20 protein-coding genes are annotated in these 18410 nt (G+C 28.9%); 3 read left to right on the top strand and 17 right to left on the bottom strand.

Annotation, left to right across the window (positions count from 1 at the left end; translation table 11 throughout):
* Window positions 1-133: 133 nt before the first annotated feature.
* The 4 genes from COL3_RS23315 to yidA form a co-directional block, all read right to left on the bottom strand.
* Entirely contained in the window at window positions 134-1243 is a 1110-nt protein-coding gene (locus COL3_RS23315; protein WP_008425471.1) for an HD-GYP domain-containing protein, read from the bottom strand.
* Window positions 1224-2534 carry a radical SAM protein gene (locus COL3_RS23310; RefSeq protein WP_008425470.1) on the bottom strand — a complete coding sequence of 437 codons (1311 nt, stop codon included), beginning with the start codon at window positions 2532-2534 and terminating at the stop codon, window positions 1224-1226. Before COL3_RS23310 ends, COL3_RS23315 begins: the two co-directional genes overlap by 20 nt.
* 3 nt (window positions 2535-2537) lie before the next feature.
* Complete coding sequence (locus COL3_RS28970; RefSeq protein ID WP_008425469.1) at window positions 2538-2684, bottom strand: hypothetical protein; 147 nt, start codon at window positions 2682-2684, stop codon at window positions 2538-2540.
* 156 nt (window positions 2685-2840) lie between these two features.
* On the bottom strand, window positions 2841-3656 hold the full coding sequence (gene yidA, locus COL3_RS23305) for a sugar-phosphatase (protein ID WP_008425467.1): 816 nt from the start codon (window positions 3654-3656) through the stop codon (window positions 2841-2843).
* 230 nt (window positions 3657-3886) lie between these two features.
* On the opposite strand from yidA, the gene ytaF reads away from it, so the two are divergent.
* From ytaF to COL3_RS23290, 3 genes are all read left to right on the top strand, one after another.
* The gene (gene ytaF, locus COL3_RS23300; RefSeq protein ID WP_008425465.1) at window positions 3887-4513 is read left to right on the top strand and encodes a sporulation membrane protein YtaF; all 627 of its coding nucleotides are present in this window, start codon (window positions 3887-3889) and stop codon (window positions 4511-4513) included.
* A 361-nt stretch (window positions 4514-4874) separates the two neighbouring features.
* Window positions 4875-5939, top strand: coding sequence for an HD domain-containing phosphohydrolase (locus COL3_RS23295; RefSeq protein ID WP_008425464.1), 1065 nt, complete (start codon window positions 4875-4877; stop codon window positions 5937-5939).
* Window positions 5939-7003 (top strand): response regulator, encoded by a 1065-nt coding sequence (locus tag COL3_RS23290; RefSeq protein WP_008425463.1) that lies wholly within the window; start codon window positions 5939-5941, stop codon window positions 7001-7003. Before COL3_RS23295 ends, COL3_RS23290 begins: the two co-directional genes overlap by 1 nt.
* 152 nt (window positions 7004-7155) lie before the next feature.
* Here the strand turns inward: COL3_RS23290 and COL3_RS23285 are convergent, their stop codons facing one another.
* From COL3_RS23285 to COL3_RS23225, 13 genes are all read right to left on the bottom strand, one after another.
* Window positions 7156-7671 (bottom strand): hypothetical protein, encoded by a 516-nt coding sequence (locus tag COL3_RS23285; protein ID WP_008425462.1) that lies wholly within the window; start codon window positions 7669-7671, stop codon window positions 7156-7158.
* A gap of 18 nt (window positions 7672-7689) precedes the next feature.
* Window positions 7690-9189 (bottom strand): cobyric acid synthase, encoded by a 1500-nt coding sequence (locus tag COL3_RS23280; protein WP_008425461.1) that lies wholly within the window; start codon window positions 9187-9189, stop codon window positions 7690-7692.
* Between the two features lie 118 nt (window positions 9190-9307).
* Window positions 9308-9961 carry a diphthine--ammonia ligase gene (locus COL3_RS23275; RefSeq protein ID WP_008425460.1) on the bottom strand — a complete coding sequence of 218 codons (654 nt, stop codon included), beginning with the start codon at window positions 9959-9961 and terminating at the stop codon, window positions 9308-9310.
* A 24-nt stretch (window positions 9962-9985) separates the two neighbouring features.
* The gene (locus tag COL3_RS23270; protein WP_008425459.1) at window positions 9986-10720 is read right to left on the bottom strand and encodes an immunoglobulin-like domain-containing protein; all 735 of its coding nucleotides are present in this window, start codon (window positions 10718-10720) and stop codon (window positions 9986-9988) included.
* A gap of 52 nt (window positions 10721-10772) precedes the next feature.
* A complete protein-coding gene (gene cobD / locus COL3_RS23265) occupies window positions 10773-11858 on the bottom strand; it encodes a threonine-phosphate decarboxylase CobD (RefSeq protein ID WP_008425458.1) in 1086 nt (361 codons plus the stop codon).
* A 37-nt stretch (window positions 11859-11895) separates the two neighbouring features.
* The gene (gene cbiB / locus COL3_RS23260; protein WP_008425456.1) at window positions 11896-12843 is read right to left on the bottom strand and encodes an adenosylcobinamide-phosphate synthase CbiB; all 948 of its coding nucleotides are present in this window, start codon (window positions 12841-12843) and stop codon (window positions 11896-11898) included.
* The gene (locus COL3_RS23255; RefSeq protein ID WP_035283695.1) at window positions 12836-13456 is read right to left on the bottom strand and encodes a phosphoglycerate mutase family protein; all 621 of its coding nucleotides are present in this window, start codon (window positions 13454-13456) and stop codon (window positions 12836-12838) included. Before COL3_RS23255 ends, cbiB begins: the two co-directional genes overlap by 8 nt.
* 55 nt (window positions 13457-13511) lie before the next feature.
* A complete protein-coding gene (locus COL3_RS23250) occupies window positions 13512-13886 on the bottom strand; it encodes a bifunctional adenosylcobinamide kinase/adenosylcobinamide-phosphate guanylyltransferase (protein WP_008425453.1) in 375 nt (124 codons plus the stop codon).
* Between the two features lie 18 nt (window positions 13887-13904).
* A complete protein-coding gene (locus COL3_RS23245) occupies window positions 13905-14663 on the bottom strand; it encodes an adenosylcobinamide-GDP ribazoletransferase (protein WP_008425451.1) in 759 nt (252 codons plus the stop codon).
* Window positions 14663-15199, bottom strand: a complete 537-nt coding sequence (locus COL3_RS23240) for a bifunctional adenosylcobinamide kinase/adenosylcobinamide-phosphate guanylyltransferase (protein WP_008425449.1) — start codon at window positions 15197-15199, stop codon at window positions 14663-14665. The genes COL3_RS23245 and COL3_RS23240 overlap by 1 nt, the downstream gene beginning before the upstream one ends.
* A 93-nt stretch (window positions 15200-15292) precedes the next feature.
* Window positions 15293-15823 carry a cob(I)yrinic acid a,c-diamide adenosyltransferase gene (locus COL3_RS23235; RefSeq protein ID WP_008425447.1) on the bottom strand — a complete coding sequence of 177 codons (531 nt, stop codon included), beginning with the start codon at window positions 15821-15823 and terminating at the stop codon, window positions 15293-15295.
* A gap of 79 nt (window positions 15824-15902) precedes the next feature.
* Window positions 15903-16994 carry a nicotinate-nucleotide--dimethylbenzimidazole phosphoribosyltransferase gene (gene cobT / locus COL3_RS23230; RefSeq protein WP_008425445.1) on the bottom strand — a complete coding sequence of 364 codons (1092 nt, stop codon included), beginning with the start codon at window positions 16992-16994 and terminating at the stop codon, window positions 15903-15905.
* Window positions 16995-17076: 82 nt separating this feature from the next.
* Entirely contained in the window at window positions 17077-17961 is an 885-nt protein-coding gene (locus tag COL3_RS23225; protein ID WP_347474388.1) for a glucosaminidase domain-containing protein, read from the bottom strand.
* Between the last annotated feature and the right edge of the window lie 449 nt (window positions 17962-18410).

The following is an 18410-nucleotide window of genomic DNA, read 5'->3' as shown; positions in this document are numbered from 1 at the left end:
GCGGGAGCATGCCAAATTGGGTGCAACTTGCAACTTAGAACCTTCAGCGATATTTTTATAGTCCTGCGGAATAAAATATTTATTATTTCGGTAAGCTACCACATAAGTTTAGATTGCGAGTTGAGTATTTACATTACTCAACATCGTATTTTACTTTGGTGATTACTATTGAAATTTCTTTCATTAAGTTAACTTGTTCTCCTATTCTGCTAACTCTAGGACTCTCAATTATCTTTACAGTCGGCCTTAATGGAAAGCCAGGCATAGTTTCTTGTACTATAGCCGTTTCGCCTGTACTAATTTCTACAATTGTTCCCTTTGGATATGGAATTACTATTCTGCAAAATGTATTAACTATACTATAATCAAACATCGTTCCAGCATTTGACATCAAATACTCTAAAACATCACTTGGAAACATTGCTCTTTTTTCAGGCAAATCAGTGGATAAGTTATCGTAAGCATTTGCAATACTAACAATGTTACTTAAATCAATAATATTATCTTTAGTTAACCCATCAGGAAATCCTTTTCCATCAGGCCTTTCATGATGTTGAAGAACTACAATTTTACTTAAACTATTAATGTTATAGGTATTTGATAAATACTTATAACCAAGGCGCGGGTGCTGTTTAATAATTTCTTTTTCCTCATCACTCAGATTCCCTTGCTTATCTAAAATTCCTCTTGGAAGCATTGATTTCCCAATATCGTGGATTAATGCTCCTATGCATAAAGCTTCTAATTTCTTTTTAGGAAGTTGAAATGCTATACCTAGTGTAAGAGATATTACAGCAACATTTACACAATGGGAATATAAATAATTATTCATGCTTCTAATATCTACTAGTGCAAGCATTACATCTTTATGATTCAATATATCATCTATCAAATTTACAGCCATTTTACCAATATTATGAAAGTAACTCTGTTCCTGCCAAGTATAATCACTTTCTTTATTTCTTACTGCATTCTTTGAGTTTAGTCTTCCTATATTTGAAAAGGCCTCTTTTATTGATATGATTGCTTTTTGTCGTAGTTCTGGCTTAATAATATCTTCAATTTCTTCATTACTATACTTATCAACAATGTAAATAGATAAAATATTTATTTGTTTTATTTTAGCAATTGTATTTTCCTTTAAAACTACTCCAGCTCTTAATAAAATTCTACCGTCAACATCATATAATGATTTACCAAGAACTGTATTTGGTTTTACATTTTCAATCGGGACTAACCTCATAGCTTGTATCCCCCCTAAAATCGCTATAGTTTTCCCATTTTCCTATACGCGGATTGTATTTACAAAACTTTCCCTTTGAATATTTATTATTTCCTTCTATATTCATTGGTCTGCAATCATTGCACACATATCTATATTCACAATCTTTACAGACATCAATATGATCTTTTGACAATATCCAAAATTCAGGAATTACATAATCGCTTAATATTTTGCTTAATTTATGTTCTCGTACATTATACTCATTGTTTATAAAACTACTTTGCATAATGCACGGCCCAACATTACCATCACAAGTAATATTTATTTTTCCTTGCCAACAGCTATTTCCCGAATAATTTCTTAATAATTTTTCTTTATTTACCGGCATAAACTTTGCCGAAGTCTTTACCCTATCATGCAATTCATATAACTCTTTTGGAATTATATGCTTTTTAGAAAATCCAATATCTCTTATGATATCAACTTTTCCTATTACCCCTGTTAATTCATATGTATAATTTTGTATATCAGAAATACCTTTATAATTATATTTCATTATTACTGTATTTGCCTGCACATATATGTTAAATTTCCTTAATTTCTTTATATTATTTGTTGTAGTTAAAAAACTACCATTTTTTTTAGTTATCTTATCGTGTATTTCTGGAATATTAGAATAAATAGATGTAACAACTTTAATCTTATTTATTAACAAGCATTCAACTAATTCATCGGTTAATAGTGTTAAATTAGAATAAAGGACTATTTCACTTTCGGGACATTTTAACTTAACATAGGTCATTAATTCTATGATATTCTTAAATAATAAAGGTTCACCACCTATAAAAATAATCTTTTTGGGTTTAAATTCCCCTAATTCATCTATTATACATTTCCATTCATTTATTGTAAGCAGCTTTAGATGAAAATCACTATTAATATTGCAGTCCATATAACAGTGACAACAATTTAAATTACATGCTTTTCTTAATTCTAACCAAACTGTGGATACACTTCTTTGAACACATTTCTCATGCTCATATTTTCCTGATATAATCTTTTTATCTGAATAATACCCTAGCTCATTTTCAATTAAAAGTTCTAAGTATTTAATAAACTTGCTTCCTATTTCTTCGCTCATATCAATCACAATATTTTCAATGCTTGTACCATTTAAGAGCTTATTTAAATAGTATTTAGAGTTTTCATCTATTGAAAATATTTTTTCCTTGTTTAAATCTTGTATTAACCCTTTCTTTACTCCATGAACTAGGATAACATTATCCTTGAAAGCAAAATATTTACCCATAGTTTATTTTAAATAACTACCAATTTCAGGATCTGGATATCCATTTGGCATACAATCTTCATCAGATGTGGGATTACAATCATCAAAAAAATCTGGAAAACATTCAGTGCTGGAACTAATATTATTAATTTCTATCAACTCAAAATCCAACTTATTTCCTCCCTAAAACTTCCCCAAGTACTCATTACTCTTAAACTTATACGAAATGTCTTATATATACTATCGAAAACTAAGTAAATTTCCTTAGTAAAATATCACTATTAAATTAATTTTATTTTATTGCTTTTCATAATATAAATAAAGATACTACATATTCTCATTTAAAATGAATTTTTCTATTACATTTGCTACTCCATCTTCATCGTTTGAAGCAGTAATAAAGTTTGCTTCTTCTTTAACTTCTGGTGTCGCATTATCCATAGCAACTCCAAGGCCTGCGTATTTTACCATAGATAAATCATTTCCAGCATCTCCACAAGCTATTATTTCTTCTCTCTTTATGCCAAGATATTCTCCAAGTTTTTTCAAACCTAATCCTTTGTCAACTTCCTTGTTTGTAAACTCTAAGAAAAATGGTGCACTTTTAAATACGCTATATTTTTCATATAGTTCACTAGGCAGCTTTTCAATTGCTGGATCTAGTATTTCCTGCGGGTCTATCATCATAACCTTTATAATATCTTCATCATCATCAATTTCATTGAAGTCCTTTATTGTAAAGTCAATTCCATTTAGTGTTGCTTCATATTCAGTATATTGGCTAGTCTTAGGCGCTATTAGTCCTTCCCCTGCAGAAAATGCATGAATATTGATATTAAGTTCCTTACTTATATTATATATAATTTTTAAGTCAGAACCTTTTAAAGAAACTTTTGATACTATTTCTTTAGTTTTTGTATTTTGAACCAAGCCTCCATTAAAGCTAAGTACATAATCTTCATCTTTTAATAAATCTAATTCTTCTAAAAATTTAGTTAGCCCAGCTAAAGGTCTTCCTGAAGCTAATACAATTTTAACTCCCTTTTCTTCTGCTGCTTTTATAGCCTTTTTGTTTCTTTCAGACACTTTTTTATCTGTTGTAAGTAATGTTCCATCCATATCTAGTGCAATTAATTTATACATACTATTCCTCCGTAAATATCACTTATTTTTTCATCTATTTTATAATAAATTCTAATACTTTAACATGCTAACTTTAATTATAACATGAATTTACTATTCTTAATAACCTCAATTTCAATAATTAATAATAATACGAATATCAATAGATTAAGGTAAATCTCTAAATTTGTAACTAATAATAATTTCTTTTCATATTATGAATTGTATCTAAAACTTATGAGGTAATATTTATGCTTGAATCTTTGTTATTAGTATCCTCTTTATGTATAGATTCCTTTGTAGCAAGCATTGCTTATGGTACTTCTAAAATTAGAATACCACCTTCATCTGTTATCGTAATAAATTTAGTATGTACAAGCACCCTTGCTATTTCTTTGTTTATAGGATCTATTATTAAAAGCCTTCTTCCGAACAACCTTCCTATAATCTTAGGCTTTTTACTTCTAATGTTACTTGGAATATATAGGCTATTTGAATATGTCTTTAAGTCATATATTTCCAAATGCTCGAAATCAGATAAACCATTAACCTTTAAAATTTTTGATTTTCAATTTGTTTTGCAAGTGTATGCCGATGAAATAAAAGCTGACTTTGATAAATCTAAATGCTTAAACATTAAAGAATCTGTATATCTGGCTTTAGCACTATCTTTAGACAGTCTTGCTGTTGGATTTGGTTCTAGTTTATGTAATATTAACTATACACAAGTTTTAATTCTTTGTTTTATTGTTGGAATTCTTTGCGTATCACTTGGTGTATTTCTTGGCAGAAAATTCACACAAAAATTAAACCTTGAGTTATCTTGGCTTTCAGGGGCATTACTAATATTATTAGCTATACTTAGATTTATAAAATAAATTTAATATACTACTTATAAGGGAGAATCAAAATCTGCAATTTTGTTAATCGAACTTAAGCGACCACATCAAATATGTATGATTTGATGCTGGTCGCTTACTCTGTGTGCATCCAGCGGATAAATATGAGTTTATTTCTTTTAAATAATGCAATAAATAATTAACAAATTAATTGTTAACCTTATTGCATCAATTTACATTATCTTTTACATTTTTCCATATTTCTGATAATATATTATTATGGTATTTTAATTTAAGTTATTATACTAATTTATGTTGGGGACAATCAAAAAAATAATAAGTCAATCTGCCAAACCTAATTTCTATCATATGCCTTAATTAAGAGTAAGAGGGGTGTTTTATGGAACATATATTAATTGTAGATGATAACGTAACAAATTTAAAATTTGCAGAACAATCATTAAAACCTCACTATAAAGTAACTTTGTTAACTTCGGCTGTCCAAACAATGAAGTTTTTATTAAAAAATACACCAGACTTGATATTACTTGACATTAAAATGCCCGGTATTAATGGATATGAAATCCTTAATACAATCAAATCAATTGACAGATTAAGTAAAATACCTGTAATTTTTTTGACAGCTGTTAATGATACTGAAAGTGAATTAAAGTGCCTTAAACTTGGTGCTGTGGATTTTATTGGAAAGCCTTTTATACCTGAATTAATGTTAAGTAGGATAAAGATTCATCTTGAACTTGCTAGTTATAGAAAAAATCTAGAAACTCTCGTTAGAGAAAAAACAGAAACAATTGAAAACTTACAAGATAGCATGGTTATTGGTTTAGCAGAATTGGTTGAATGTCGGGATGGCGAGACAGGTGGACATATTAAAAGAACTGCCAAATATCTCGAAATTCTTGTATATGCCATGTCTGAAGCCGATCTATATTCTGATATTTTAACTGATGAATATATTCGTAATATTATTCGCTCAGCACCACTTCACGATATAGGAAAAATAGGTATATCAGATAGCATTTTATTAAAACAAGGTAATTATGATGAAGCTGAACGTGATTATATGAAACAGCATACAACTTTAGGTGGCATGGCACTTCAAAAATTGATAGATGCAACAGATGATGAAAGTTTTTTATACGTAGCTAAAGATATGGCTCTTTGTCATCATGAAAAATGGGATGGCACAGGTTATCCATCTGGTCTATCTAAGTATTCTATACCATTATGTGCTAGAATCATGGCAATTGCTGATGTTTACGATGCACTTACATCAGAGAGACCTTATAAAAAGCCATTTACTCACGAAAAGGCTGCAGAAATAATTATAGATTCTGCTGGAACTCATTTTGAACCTTGCATTGTAGACGTATTCAGATCTATAAGCAGTACGTTTAGTAAAATATCGCAATTATATAATCAAAAATTGGAGGCTATGGAGTAATGAATGAAAGAAATAATATTATTAAGCATTTTATTGCTAAAGAAGCTAAAATTTTAATTGTTGACGATAGTAATGTAACACTAAAAATCGAGAAAGATTTAATGAAAACTTATGGTATGAATATTTCAACAGCAAAAAGTGGTTCAGAATGCATCAATCTTCTTAAATCCAACAGATATGATATTATATTTATGGACCACGTTATGCCAGGAATGGATGGTATTGAAACAACAAAAAAAATCAGAAAAATGAATGATGAATATTTTAAAAACGTTGTTATAATTGCTCTCACAGCAAATACATCTCCAAACATATGCTCTATGTACATAAAAAATGGATTTAACGATTTTTTAGAAAAGCCAATTGAAATAAGCAAATTGAATAAATTTCTTAGAACTTATCTGCCAAGAAAATATATAGTAGAAACAAACATTACCGAAGATTATACTAAAGAATTTAATAGCATAGAAATTCAAGGTGTGGATACAGAAAAAGCTATTCAAAACTGTGGAGGAAACATAAATAACTATCTTTCATTACTTTCAGTAGCTTATTATGATGGCAAAAATAAGATTAATATATTAAGGGATTTTGCAAATAATAATGATATAGAAAACTATACTATAGAAGTTCATGCATTAAAAACTGTCGCGGAAATAATAGGAGATTCAAATCTATCAGCATTAGCTAAACGTCACGAAAAAGCAGGCACAAGTAATGATATGAAGTTTATTTTGGAAAATGTTAATTTCCTTCTAAATTCTTACGATAACCTGCTAAATAATATTAAGTCTGCATTACCAGAAGAATCTACAAACTCGAGTCCTAAGATCACTAACTATAACGTTGAAGACTTATTGGATTTAATTGGTGACACTGCTAATGCTATAGATAATTTCGATTTAGATTCTGCAAATGAATCTTTGAATCTTTTATTAAATTATAACTTATCAAACAGTCAAATATCACTATTACAAAAAGTTAAATCCTATATGAATGTTTTTGATTATGATAATGCATATGAACTTATTACTAATTTTAGATATGTTTTATACAACGATTAATATAACACGTTGCTTTAGCATTTAATATTAACAAGCACTTTCGTAAGTACTATTGATAAAAATAATTTTAAAATCTGTTATCAGTTATACTTAACAAAAGTGCTTCTATTATATATTTTTCCTAAAAATCTAACTTAATTCTAATATCACATCTATAAATTTACAAATCTATTAAACTGTTTATCTAATTCATCTAAATTTTCTTCAAGGAATCTATGGAAGGTTTCTTTTTCCAATCTATATGAAAACATTGGTGAATTCATATATTTTAAATATTTTTCAGTTATCTCCATTATTTCATCATCTGGTATCTTATAAACATCTCTAAGAATATCAAAAAATGTTCCTCCAGGAAACTGCTTCAATCTTCTTTCAGCTGCAAAGATTACACTAGATAATTTATCTCCGCCAAAGACATCTACTTGTTCTTGTATAGATCCATATCCTTTTTTAAGCATATCTATATACTCATTTACGATTGCTTCTTTAGAATTTCCAATATTCTTTCTTGAAATTATATTCTTTAAAACTTCATATGATTTTTCTTCTGATATCCAAAATGCATGTTCTAATACATCTGTCATTTTATAAAATGTTTTTCCTTTAATATTAGCTCTTGCTCTGTCTTCAATATATTTTAACAATCTCTCTTCAGTAGCTGTCAACATCTTTATCCACCTCTAACCCTAAATTTTCATTATTTCCTTCAACTTGTCAATATCTATATTATCTTCAAATAGCTTGGATAACTTATCGTATTCATTATCTTTGTACTCATTTACCTTTTCTACAATTATTTCTTCAGATAATTCTATATTGCAATTTTCTTTAAGTGATTTTATAAACACACTAATAAAATCTTCAGAATCAAATATTCCATGTAGATATGTCCCTGCCACCATTTTATCTTTATCACATCCCCCTAAAACATTGCCATCTGAATCTGTCATAAACGGAAGTGCTTTTTTCCCTATTTTACTTATTCCATTATGAATCTCATAACCACTTATTACCCTTCCTTCTATGGATTTTATTAATTTTAAGTCGCACAGTATGTTTCCTTTGGTTTGCTTTGTAACCTTTAATTCATTAAACCTTGTTTTCATATCTAAAAATCCAAAACCATCTTCTTGAGAAATACTTCCTTCCACGCCAAGCTTATCTAGAATTAAAGTTCCAAGCATTTGATACCCACCGCATATTCCAAATATCGGTACTTCTTTTTCCTTTAATTCTTTTATCTTATCAAACAGTTTGTTTTCTTTAATTTCTCTTAGATCCTCAATTGTATTTTTTGTTCCAGGAATTATTATCAGATTTGGATTTTTTAATTCATTTGGCTTTGTAACATATCTAACTGTTACTCCAGGAATTCTTTCTAATATATTAAAATCCGTAAAGTTTGACATATGTAACAGCCTAATTATAGCAATATCTAAATTTCCTTCTACTTCTTCATTTTTAATTCTTTCAGTAACACTATCCTCATCTTCAATATCAAACTTTTCATAAGGCATTACCCCAAGAACAGGAATATTAATTATATCTTCTAGCTGCTTTATAGCAGGTTTAAACAAATCTTTATTTCCTCGAAATTTATTAATTATTATCCCTTTAATTCTATTTCTTTCTGCCTCGGATAATAATTGAATAGTTCCAACAATTGACGCAAAAACTCCGCCTCTATCTATATCAGAAACTAAAATTACTGGAGCATCTGCAAGTTCTGCCATTGACATATTAGATATGTCGCTGTCTTTTAAATTTATCTCTGCACAGCTTCCAGACCCCTCTAGCACAATTATATCATGATCTTTTCTTAATTTATCATATGCGTTCTTTGCTTGGGTTTTCAAATTTTCGTTAAGTTCTTTATATTTATAAGGCTCAATTTTACAATATATCTTGCCATCTACTATTACTTGTGTATAATCGCCGCTAGGTTTTAACAAGATTGGATTCATTATAGCATTTGGTTCTATCTTACAAGCCTCAGCTTGTACTACTTGCGCTCTTCCCATCTCTAATCCATCCTTAGTAACATAAGAATTTAATGAGATATTTAAAGCCTTAAAGGGTGCCACATTTAAACCCTGATTCTTTAAGTACCTACATAGGGCCGTCGCTAAAGTACTTTTCCCGACAGAAGACGCTGTACCTAAAAACATTATACTTTTTTTATCCATTTATTTACTCCTCTCAAAACAAGTTCTAAAACTTGATTATGAATGTTTAAATTTTGATTTTTAATGTTGATTTTACTAAATCAAATTCTAAATTATCGAGGCTGATAGTTTTCTACCACTAGCTGTTTATTACTAAATATCCAAAGTCTTCAACTATTTCTTTATTAACTTTATTAAAGTTAACTCCTTTTCTAAATATAGGACCATCAAATACTAATGTATGATATTCTCCATTTTCTCCACTTGGATCACAACCTAAAACTTTAATTTCATCAACTACTTCTTTGGTTAATTCTCTGCCAAGGAATTCTTCTCCTAATGCATTTAAATTCACCTTTTTAATTATTGCTTTAAAACCGTAATCAATAAATTCATTGGTTAGTTTTTCTCTATCTTCCTGCCATAAAGGGAAGAAACCTTTAATTTCTGCTGAGTTACATCTGTCTAAGCACCATTTCTTATGAGCTTCTATATCTATGTCTCCAAATACACAAATTTCAGCTCCTTTTTCTTTTGATTTTTTTAGTGCTTTTTCAAATTCCTCCTCATAGATTTTATTATCACTACAGTCTATCACCGTTAGGGGAATTTGTAATTCATTGGACACTTTCTCTAAAATATCCCTCGGTATTTTATGAAAGCAAGAGTCATTTTGATTATCAAAAGTAACTAATAATTCAATAACTTTATAGCCATCTTTAATCATTCTGTATAAAGATAAGGTACTATCTTTACCGCCACTAAATGATACTACAACTTTTTCTTTGCTCATCTTTATCTACCTCATTTATTAATATTATTTAAGTTCAAATTCAGCTGTTAATTTTCCACCTAATTTCACTATTCTATATCTGCCTGAAGTTAAGTTTTCTAACTTATCCATTGAAATAATTTGACTATTTGTTTGTCCCGGTTCTAAATTATACGCAATTTCTGCAAAAATGGGCTCTTCCTTAAAAGGAACTTTAGTCCATTTATCATTCTCAAACTTTTCCACTTCGTATTGTAACCCATAATATATAGACTCTTTACTATCGTTAGTAATATATATTTTTATTTCCTTTGTTCCAAGTTCATATGTACTTTTTTCTGTTTTCATTATTACATCCTTAAACTTAAGTTTATCTCCATTGGAATCATTATTACTATTTTTTTCTATCATAGCTCCATTTACGCCTAAATAATATCCATCTATAGTAGTATTTAAAGCCATTTGACCATTATCATTCAAATAATACCAAGCAGCATTATCTTTTAACCAACCTGTTTTCATTGCTCCTGAATCCTGCATAAAATACCAATTTCCATCTATTTTTTGCCATCCTATAACCATTGAACCTGATTCATTTAAGTAATACCAATTGTTATCTACATTTATCCATCCAGTTTTCTTTGTGCCATTTTCGTAATAATTCCATCCGTTATCAGCATTAACCCATCCATTATTGTATTCTGCATTAACTTTTAATAAAGGCATTGCACTTGCAACTATCATAGTAGACATAATTAAAGCTATAGCTTTTTGATTCATGCTACTTTCTCCTTTCAATGTCATATTATTAATGTTGGTATTTATTATTATCTTACTCTTCATTTTTATATTGTTCAAATATATTCCTTATATTCTTAATTATTATACAATTTTCCTTATGAGTTCTCACTGCAATTCTGTAATAATTATTATTTAACCCTTCATAATTACTACAGCTTCTAATTAATATATTATCCTTTAACAGCTCATTTTTCAAATCTATATTAATAAGGGTTTTTAATAAAATAAAGTTAACGCTTGGCTCAAATACTTTTATTTCTTTTATTTGTCTTAACTCATTAAATAAATATTCTTTTTCATCTTTAATAAACTCTAAAGATTCCCTTATATAATTTTCGTCTTTAATTCCAACTTTTGTAGCTATTTCAGCCAAAATATTTATATTCCATGCAGGAGAAAGCTTTTTTATCTTTTCCTTCAAGGATGCATTGCTTGAAATTCCATATCCAATTCTTAAACCTGGAAGTGCAAAAAATTTAGTTAACGATTTTATAACAATTAAATTTTCATATTCATTTATATATGGAATCATCGAAATATCTTCTTCTATAAAATCTAAAAAAGATTCATCAATTAATACCATAACATTATTTTTCTTAGCCTTTAGTACAATCTTCCTCAATAGATCCTTCTGAGTTACAACTCCTGTTGGATTATTAGGATTGCATATAAATATTAAGTCCAGATCACTGTTTATGTATTCTAAAAAATCTTCTTGTATATAAAAATTATTTTCTTCAGTTAATTTGTAGTACTGTATATTACCATCTATCGCTCTTGTAGCTTCTTCATATTCAGAGAATGTAGGTGCCAAAATTAATGTATTCTTTGGATTTATACCTTTTACTATATTAAATAAGACTTCAGCAGCTCCATTTCCTAAAATTACATCTTTGCTACTTATGTTTTCAAATTTACTTATTGCAGACTTAAGTTCAAAATATGATATATCAGGATATTTCTCAACTTCACGCAAACCATTAATAATAGCATCTCTCACACTGCTAGGCATGCCTAGTGGATTAATGTTTGCTGAGAAGTCCAATATTTTATCATACTCCATCTTATTTTCTCTACATATTTCTTTTGCATTTCCGCCATGACCAAAACTTGCCATAAACTTCCTCCATTGATTATATACAATTCTTTTTTGCTTAAAGTAATACTATTACTAATGCTTTAAAAAGCACAGCTACTATAAAACCTATAACAGACGATAAATAAAGTACCTTAGCAGTTTTATTAACATCCCTTATCTCTACCTCTTTAAGTCTATCTCCTATAGTAGGCTTTTCCACCAATTTTCCAAAATAATAATTGGCTCCTCCAAGCTGAACACCTAAAGCTCCAGCTATTGCCGCCTCTGGATGCGCACTATTGGGACTTGAATGATTATATCTATCTCTTTTATATATTTTAAGACTGTTTTTATAATCATAACCTAATATTTTAGCTGATATTATTATTAATATACCTGTTATTCTAGCTGGGATATAGTTAAAAATATCATCTAATTTAGCCGAAAAAAATCCAAACTCCATATATTTATCATTCTTATAACCAAACATTGAATCCAATGTATTTACTGCCTTGTATACAAAAGCCAATGGTGCTCCTAAAATTGCTGCATAAAATAAAGGTGCTATAATTCCATCTGACATATTTTCAGCTATAGTCTCAACAACTGCTTTAATTATACCTTCTTTACTTAAGCTAGCTGTATCTCTCCCTACAATAAACGATACTTGATGCCTTGCTCCATCTATATCATCTCCTATTAAATATTTAATTACCTTATATCCTTCAACTACCAGTCCCTTGCTTGCTATGCAAAAATAAATTAGTATTCCTTCTACGATAAATCCAAGGCAAATATTAGTTCTTTTAGCTATACTTACAATTTGAAAAGTAATCATAAATGTTATAGCAATTGTACATATCCAAGTTATAAAGCCAGCAAATTTCAAATATTTTTTAAATATATTCCTAAAAATCATTTCTAATCTTTTAGCAAGGTACCCAATTCCCCTAACTGGGTGAACTGGATTATTAGGATCACCAATTATTAAATCTAAAAGAAATCCTATTGATAATTCAATCATGTAAGCCTCCCTGTCTATTTACTTCATCTATTACAAATTCATTTTTTTCATCTACATGTATAATTAATTCATATCCTTCTCCATTTTTCGGCTGCCATTCATAAAATTTCTTACTATCATCATACAACATTTCTAATATGATTCCTATACTTCCACCATGAATAACTCCAAAAGCTGATTTTATATCTTCTTTAACTAAGTATCTTATTAATTCTATAAAGGCATCTTTTATTCTATTTCTAAATTCTATTCTACTTTCACCCATTGGACATTTTATATTTCCCTCTTTATCATCTATCCAATTTGTATATTCCTTTAATAACTTTAATTCTTCATAGCCTTTTAACTCAAATTCACCAAAATTATATTCAAAAAATTTTTCAAGGATATTATATTTAGCATTTGGACAAAGGATTTCTAATGTTTTATTAGCTCGTTTTGCTCCACTTGTAAAATAATAATCGCATTTTGGGAATTTATTTCTTTTTAGTATTTTTCTTAATTCACAAATCCCATTTTCACTTAAATCAACATCACTTTTTCCACAATATAATTGCTTTTCATTGCAATAAGTTTTTCCATGTCTAATTAAAAACAATTTAATTTCTCTCATCAAATATGCTTAGTTCAAAAATTTTGACCAGCTTTCCACCTTTCTAAAAAACTTCCTACTTTAATTTTTCCTCTATTCCAAAGAAAATCCTATATACATTGGAAGAATTACCTGATAAAAATTGTAAAGCACGTCCTGTTTCCTCTCTCCATGCTCTATTTATTTTTTCCATAGGTACAATTCCCGAATTTATTTCATCACAAATAATTATTTTATCCTTTAATAAATTAATATTGCGTTCTAAAAATTCTAAAGAATTAATATCATTTAAAACACATGCTCTAATAAAAATATGAAGGCCACATATAACTTTTTTATACAGATCTAAATTTTGATCTTTACAGAAAAAAATTTCATCATCATTAACGTTAAAATTCTCCTTTACAAATTTTAATTTTCCATTATATGCTCCACCGAAAATCAACTCCATTATGTACCACCCTTAAAATTATAACATTATTCCTAAAGATAATATTCCTATTACTTCTCCTATGATTAAAGCAAATCCCGCCACGTCTCCCGATATTCCTCCAAATTCTCTTTTGCACTTTTCTACTGCCCAGGTTATTCCTAGGGTTATTAATCCAACTAATATCACTCCATATGCCTTAATAATAATAACTGATATTATAAGTATTATTAATAAGAAAATACCCATAATAATTCTGTCCATAGTATTAGTTCCTTTTTTAAAATAAGCTCCAAGAGTGCTTTCTTTTATAGTAGTTCTACTCAGCAAAAAGTACGCCACAACACTTCTGCTAACTATTGGAATCAATATTAATAAATAAAACTTAATTCCTTTTTCAACAATGGAATATATTCCTCCAAATTGCAAAAAAAATAGCATTAATAAAGATATTACTGCAAATGCTCCTGTTCTTGAATCCTTTAATATTCTAAGTTTTTCCTCCCTATCTCTTCTTGAAAGAATTGCATCACAAACATCCATAAAACCATCTAAATGTAACATACCTGTTACAACAAATGGCACAAGCATAATAACTATACTTTTTAAAATAATCGAGATATTTATGAGGTTCAATAAATAATATACAATCCCCCACATACCTCCAACTATTACTCCAATTACAGGGTAAAATTTCATCATGTTTTTTACACCCTCATCGTCCCATTCTACATATGGTGTTGGAAGTATAGTGAACATACTTAATGCCATAATAAATCCTTTATAAAGCTTCTTCATTAATTAAATTTCTCCTTACACTTTAGGTATTTCACATTTCCAAAGCTGCATTCTATAACATTCTCGCAAAGCTTCGCTAATTCTATATTTATATAAGCTAATTCTTTTTTAAACTTCTCCGTAACTTCATCATATACTATTGAATCGTTAAATATATAATCACTAACAATTAAAGTATTTTCTGCTCTAGTCATTATTTTTTTTAATCCACTTAAAATATCAACTGATGGACTTTTAACTATTGTATTTTCTATAAACATTTCATTAGTTAGTAGAGATGTTATACTATCTATTAAAACTGTATCATTAATGGTTATAGAATCAACTATTTGGTGTAAATTCCTTTGCTGCTCTATTACTTTAAAGTTTAATCCCTTTCTATTTTCTTTGTGTTTTTCTATTCTTTCATCATCCTCTTTATCATAGGGTTTCATAGTTGCAATATATATCACCTTATCATTATTTAAAGATAAAGATATCTTTTCCCCAATTTCTGATTTGCCGCTTTTAGATCCGCCAATTATTAAATAATTCATAATTATTACTCCAAAATATTTTAAGTACTTTATATGCGAGTAAATATTGTATTATATTTACTCTACATTTCACTTTGTATGTTAGTCCTTCGCTTATTTTTCAATACCTATTCTTGAATTTATCCCTTTTTCGTAAGGGTGTTTTACAGCCTTGATTTCAGATACATAATCTGCAAGCTCAATTAATTTTTCATTTGGGTTTCTACCTGTTAATACAACTTCTAATCCCTTAGGTTTATTTTTAAGAAATTTTATTACTCCATCTAAAGAAATTAAATCTAAATTAGTTGAAGCTATTACTTCATCTAAAATAAGTAAATCAAAATTTTCATCTTTAGCTTTTTGAGTCACTTCCTTAAATCTTTTTTCATGTTCAATCTTGGTTGCAATTTGTTCTTCCTCACTCATAAATTTAAAGAACTTTTTTACTGGAGCTCCCTTAAATACAATGAAATTTTCTCCAAGCTTTTCAATCGATATTAACTCCCCTGTATCATTATCTTTTAAAAATTGAGTCAATAATACTTTTTTATCTCGACCGGCTGCTCTCATTCCAAGCCCCATAGCCGCTGTTGTCTTTCCTTTACCATCACCACAATAAATATGAATTAATCCTGTCTCCATAAAATGTCACCCTTTCCTAATCTTTTATTGGGTACTTAATTAATTATATATTTTAAGCACTAACTTATTTTCTCCATAATTATTTATTTAAGCCCTTAAGTTCATCTAAATAACTATCATTAATTTCAGCTTCTTCAAAAGTTGCCATATTATTCATTACTGCACATGCTGAGCTTATTATTGAGAATGCTAATGGACATCCACTACCTTCACCAAGTCCCATGTCTAAATTTAAGATTGGACTTAAATTTAATTCCTTCATTGCCGCTTTAAAGCCTATTTCTTTTGAATCATGAGAGGTAAACATATAATCTCTAGTTTTTGAATTTAATCTATAAGCTATAAGAGCTGCAACTGCTGATATAAATCCATCAATAACAACAGGGATTTTATAATAAGCTGCTCCTAAAAAGACTCCCGCCATAGCAGCTATATCAAAGCCCCCTATTTTTGAAACTACATCTATAGGATCATTTTTAACTGGGTTATTAATTTGTATTGCTTGTTTTATAACTTTTTTCTTATTTTCAAAAGCTTCATCTGTAATTCCTGCGCCTCTTCCAACGACCTCTTCAACTTTTATACCTGTTAATGCTGATAACACTGCACTACTCGTTGAAGTATTTCCTATACCCATTTCTCCAACGCCAAGAATCTCGTAGCATGAATCTTTTGCCTTCTTAACACATTCAATTCCAATTAGAATAGCTCTTATAGCTTCATCATAACTCATAGCAGGCCCTTTAGTTATATTGTAAGTGGATTTTCTTATTTTCTTATTAATCACTTCTGGATGATTGAAATCACAATTTATTCCTACATCTACAACCATAAGCTCTGAATTATTTGCTTTTGCAAGTACTGCTACCCCTGTTAATCCTTTTGTAAAATTAATAGTTTGAGCTAAAGTTACAGATTGTGGTGCTGAGGCAACTCCTTCTTCCACAACTCCATTGTCCGAACACATTATTATAATCATTCTTTTATCTATATTATTTTTTATCTTTCCTGTAATTCCAGATAATTTAATTGATATCTCTTCTAATTTACCTAAGCTTTTTAGTGGTTTTGCTAGTGATGTCATTCTCTTGTCTGCTTGGTCTATTACATCTTTATTAACATCCTCTATTGCTCTAATAATCTCATTTAATTTTTCCAAATCAGTATGCATTTTTTTGCCCCCAATGTGTCTATTATTCTAATATTCTTTTGTTAAATATAACATAAAACCTTAATAAATGACTATATTAAATTTATTTTCCTTGGTTATAATAACTCATTTCACACTCATTGTCTAAGAGCTGAAGATTTTGCTCTTGAATAAGGCTGATTAATAATTCTGAATAAATTTCTTCTCCCTTTTCATTTTCAACTGTACTATAGCCTGCTTTTTCAATAGCCTTTGCCTGCTCTATGTATTGAGTAGCTTGGAAAACTCCATTTTGCTTATACCTTTTATTATTTCTAAGAAACTCCCCATAATCTTTTATGGATTCTTCATTATTACTATATACTCGGAAATAATCTTGAATTTTTTTATTATAATATTCTGAAGTACTCATCTTAATTTTCTTGCCGCTCCAGCTTGAATCTGCCTTTATTCCAAATAAGTTATTAGCTTTTACGCTCAAGTCTGATTTTCCCCAACCGCTTTCTAATATTGCCTGGGAAATAGTTACGGAAGGAAGAACACCATACTTATTATATATTTCAACAGCTTGAGGATATAATTGCTGAATAAATTGCTGTTTAGATTCATTTTTTAAATTATTTTTTTCAATCCCTGTGTACTTTAAACCATCTAAATATTCATGAACTCTTTCTTTTTGCTTTTCATCAAAAGACAACTTATCCATTACACTTTCTAAATCTACAAGCTTATAATCGTTATCTCTAACTTTAGTGCTTGTACTATTTTTTTCTAAAAACATGTTGGCTAATTCACTTAAACTATTATCATTAACCTTAGAAAAATCATTTTTATATCTAACTCCATCAATAGCGGCCATATACTGCCAATCTACTTGAAGCTTTCCAATACTTGCATTATCTGCTGCTTGTATATAAAGTTTGGTATCTAATCCTTGAAGGTTTATACTTTTATATTTTGCATCATCGACTATTTTATAAATTTCCATGCCAGCACACCCAATAATGATTAAAACCATCATACTAATGATGCTTTTCCTAATGCTCCTTCTCCGTTTTCTCATGTTCATATCATTACTCCTCTACAACACAAATAATCAACAAAAAAAGTGTTAAAGTAAACTATTTTTCATCCTTGTCCCAAGACCACTAAAAAATATTACTTTTCCACTTAAATTATACAATGCAAATATAACAATCAGGCTTATATTTTTCTTAAAGTTTTATTAAATCTAAATAACATATAAACTAAACTTATGTGGTAACTTACCGAAATCATAAATATTTTTATTACGAAGAACTATGAAAATATCACTGAAGGCTCTAAGTTGTAGGTTGCATCCAATTTAGCATGCTCCCGCTTTCAGCGTGACAAGCTAAATTGGAACAACAATATAGGAAACTCGACTCACATTCGTTCGCTGAGTAAGCGACTCAC

This window comes from Clostridium sp. LS (assembly GCF_002760435.1).
GTDB lineage: Bacteria > Bacillota > Clostridia > Clostridiales > Clostridiaceae > Clostridium.
This window is presented reverse-complemented; position numbering and strand designations above follow the sequence as displayed.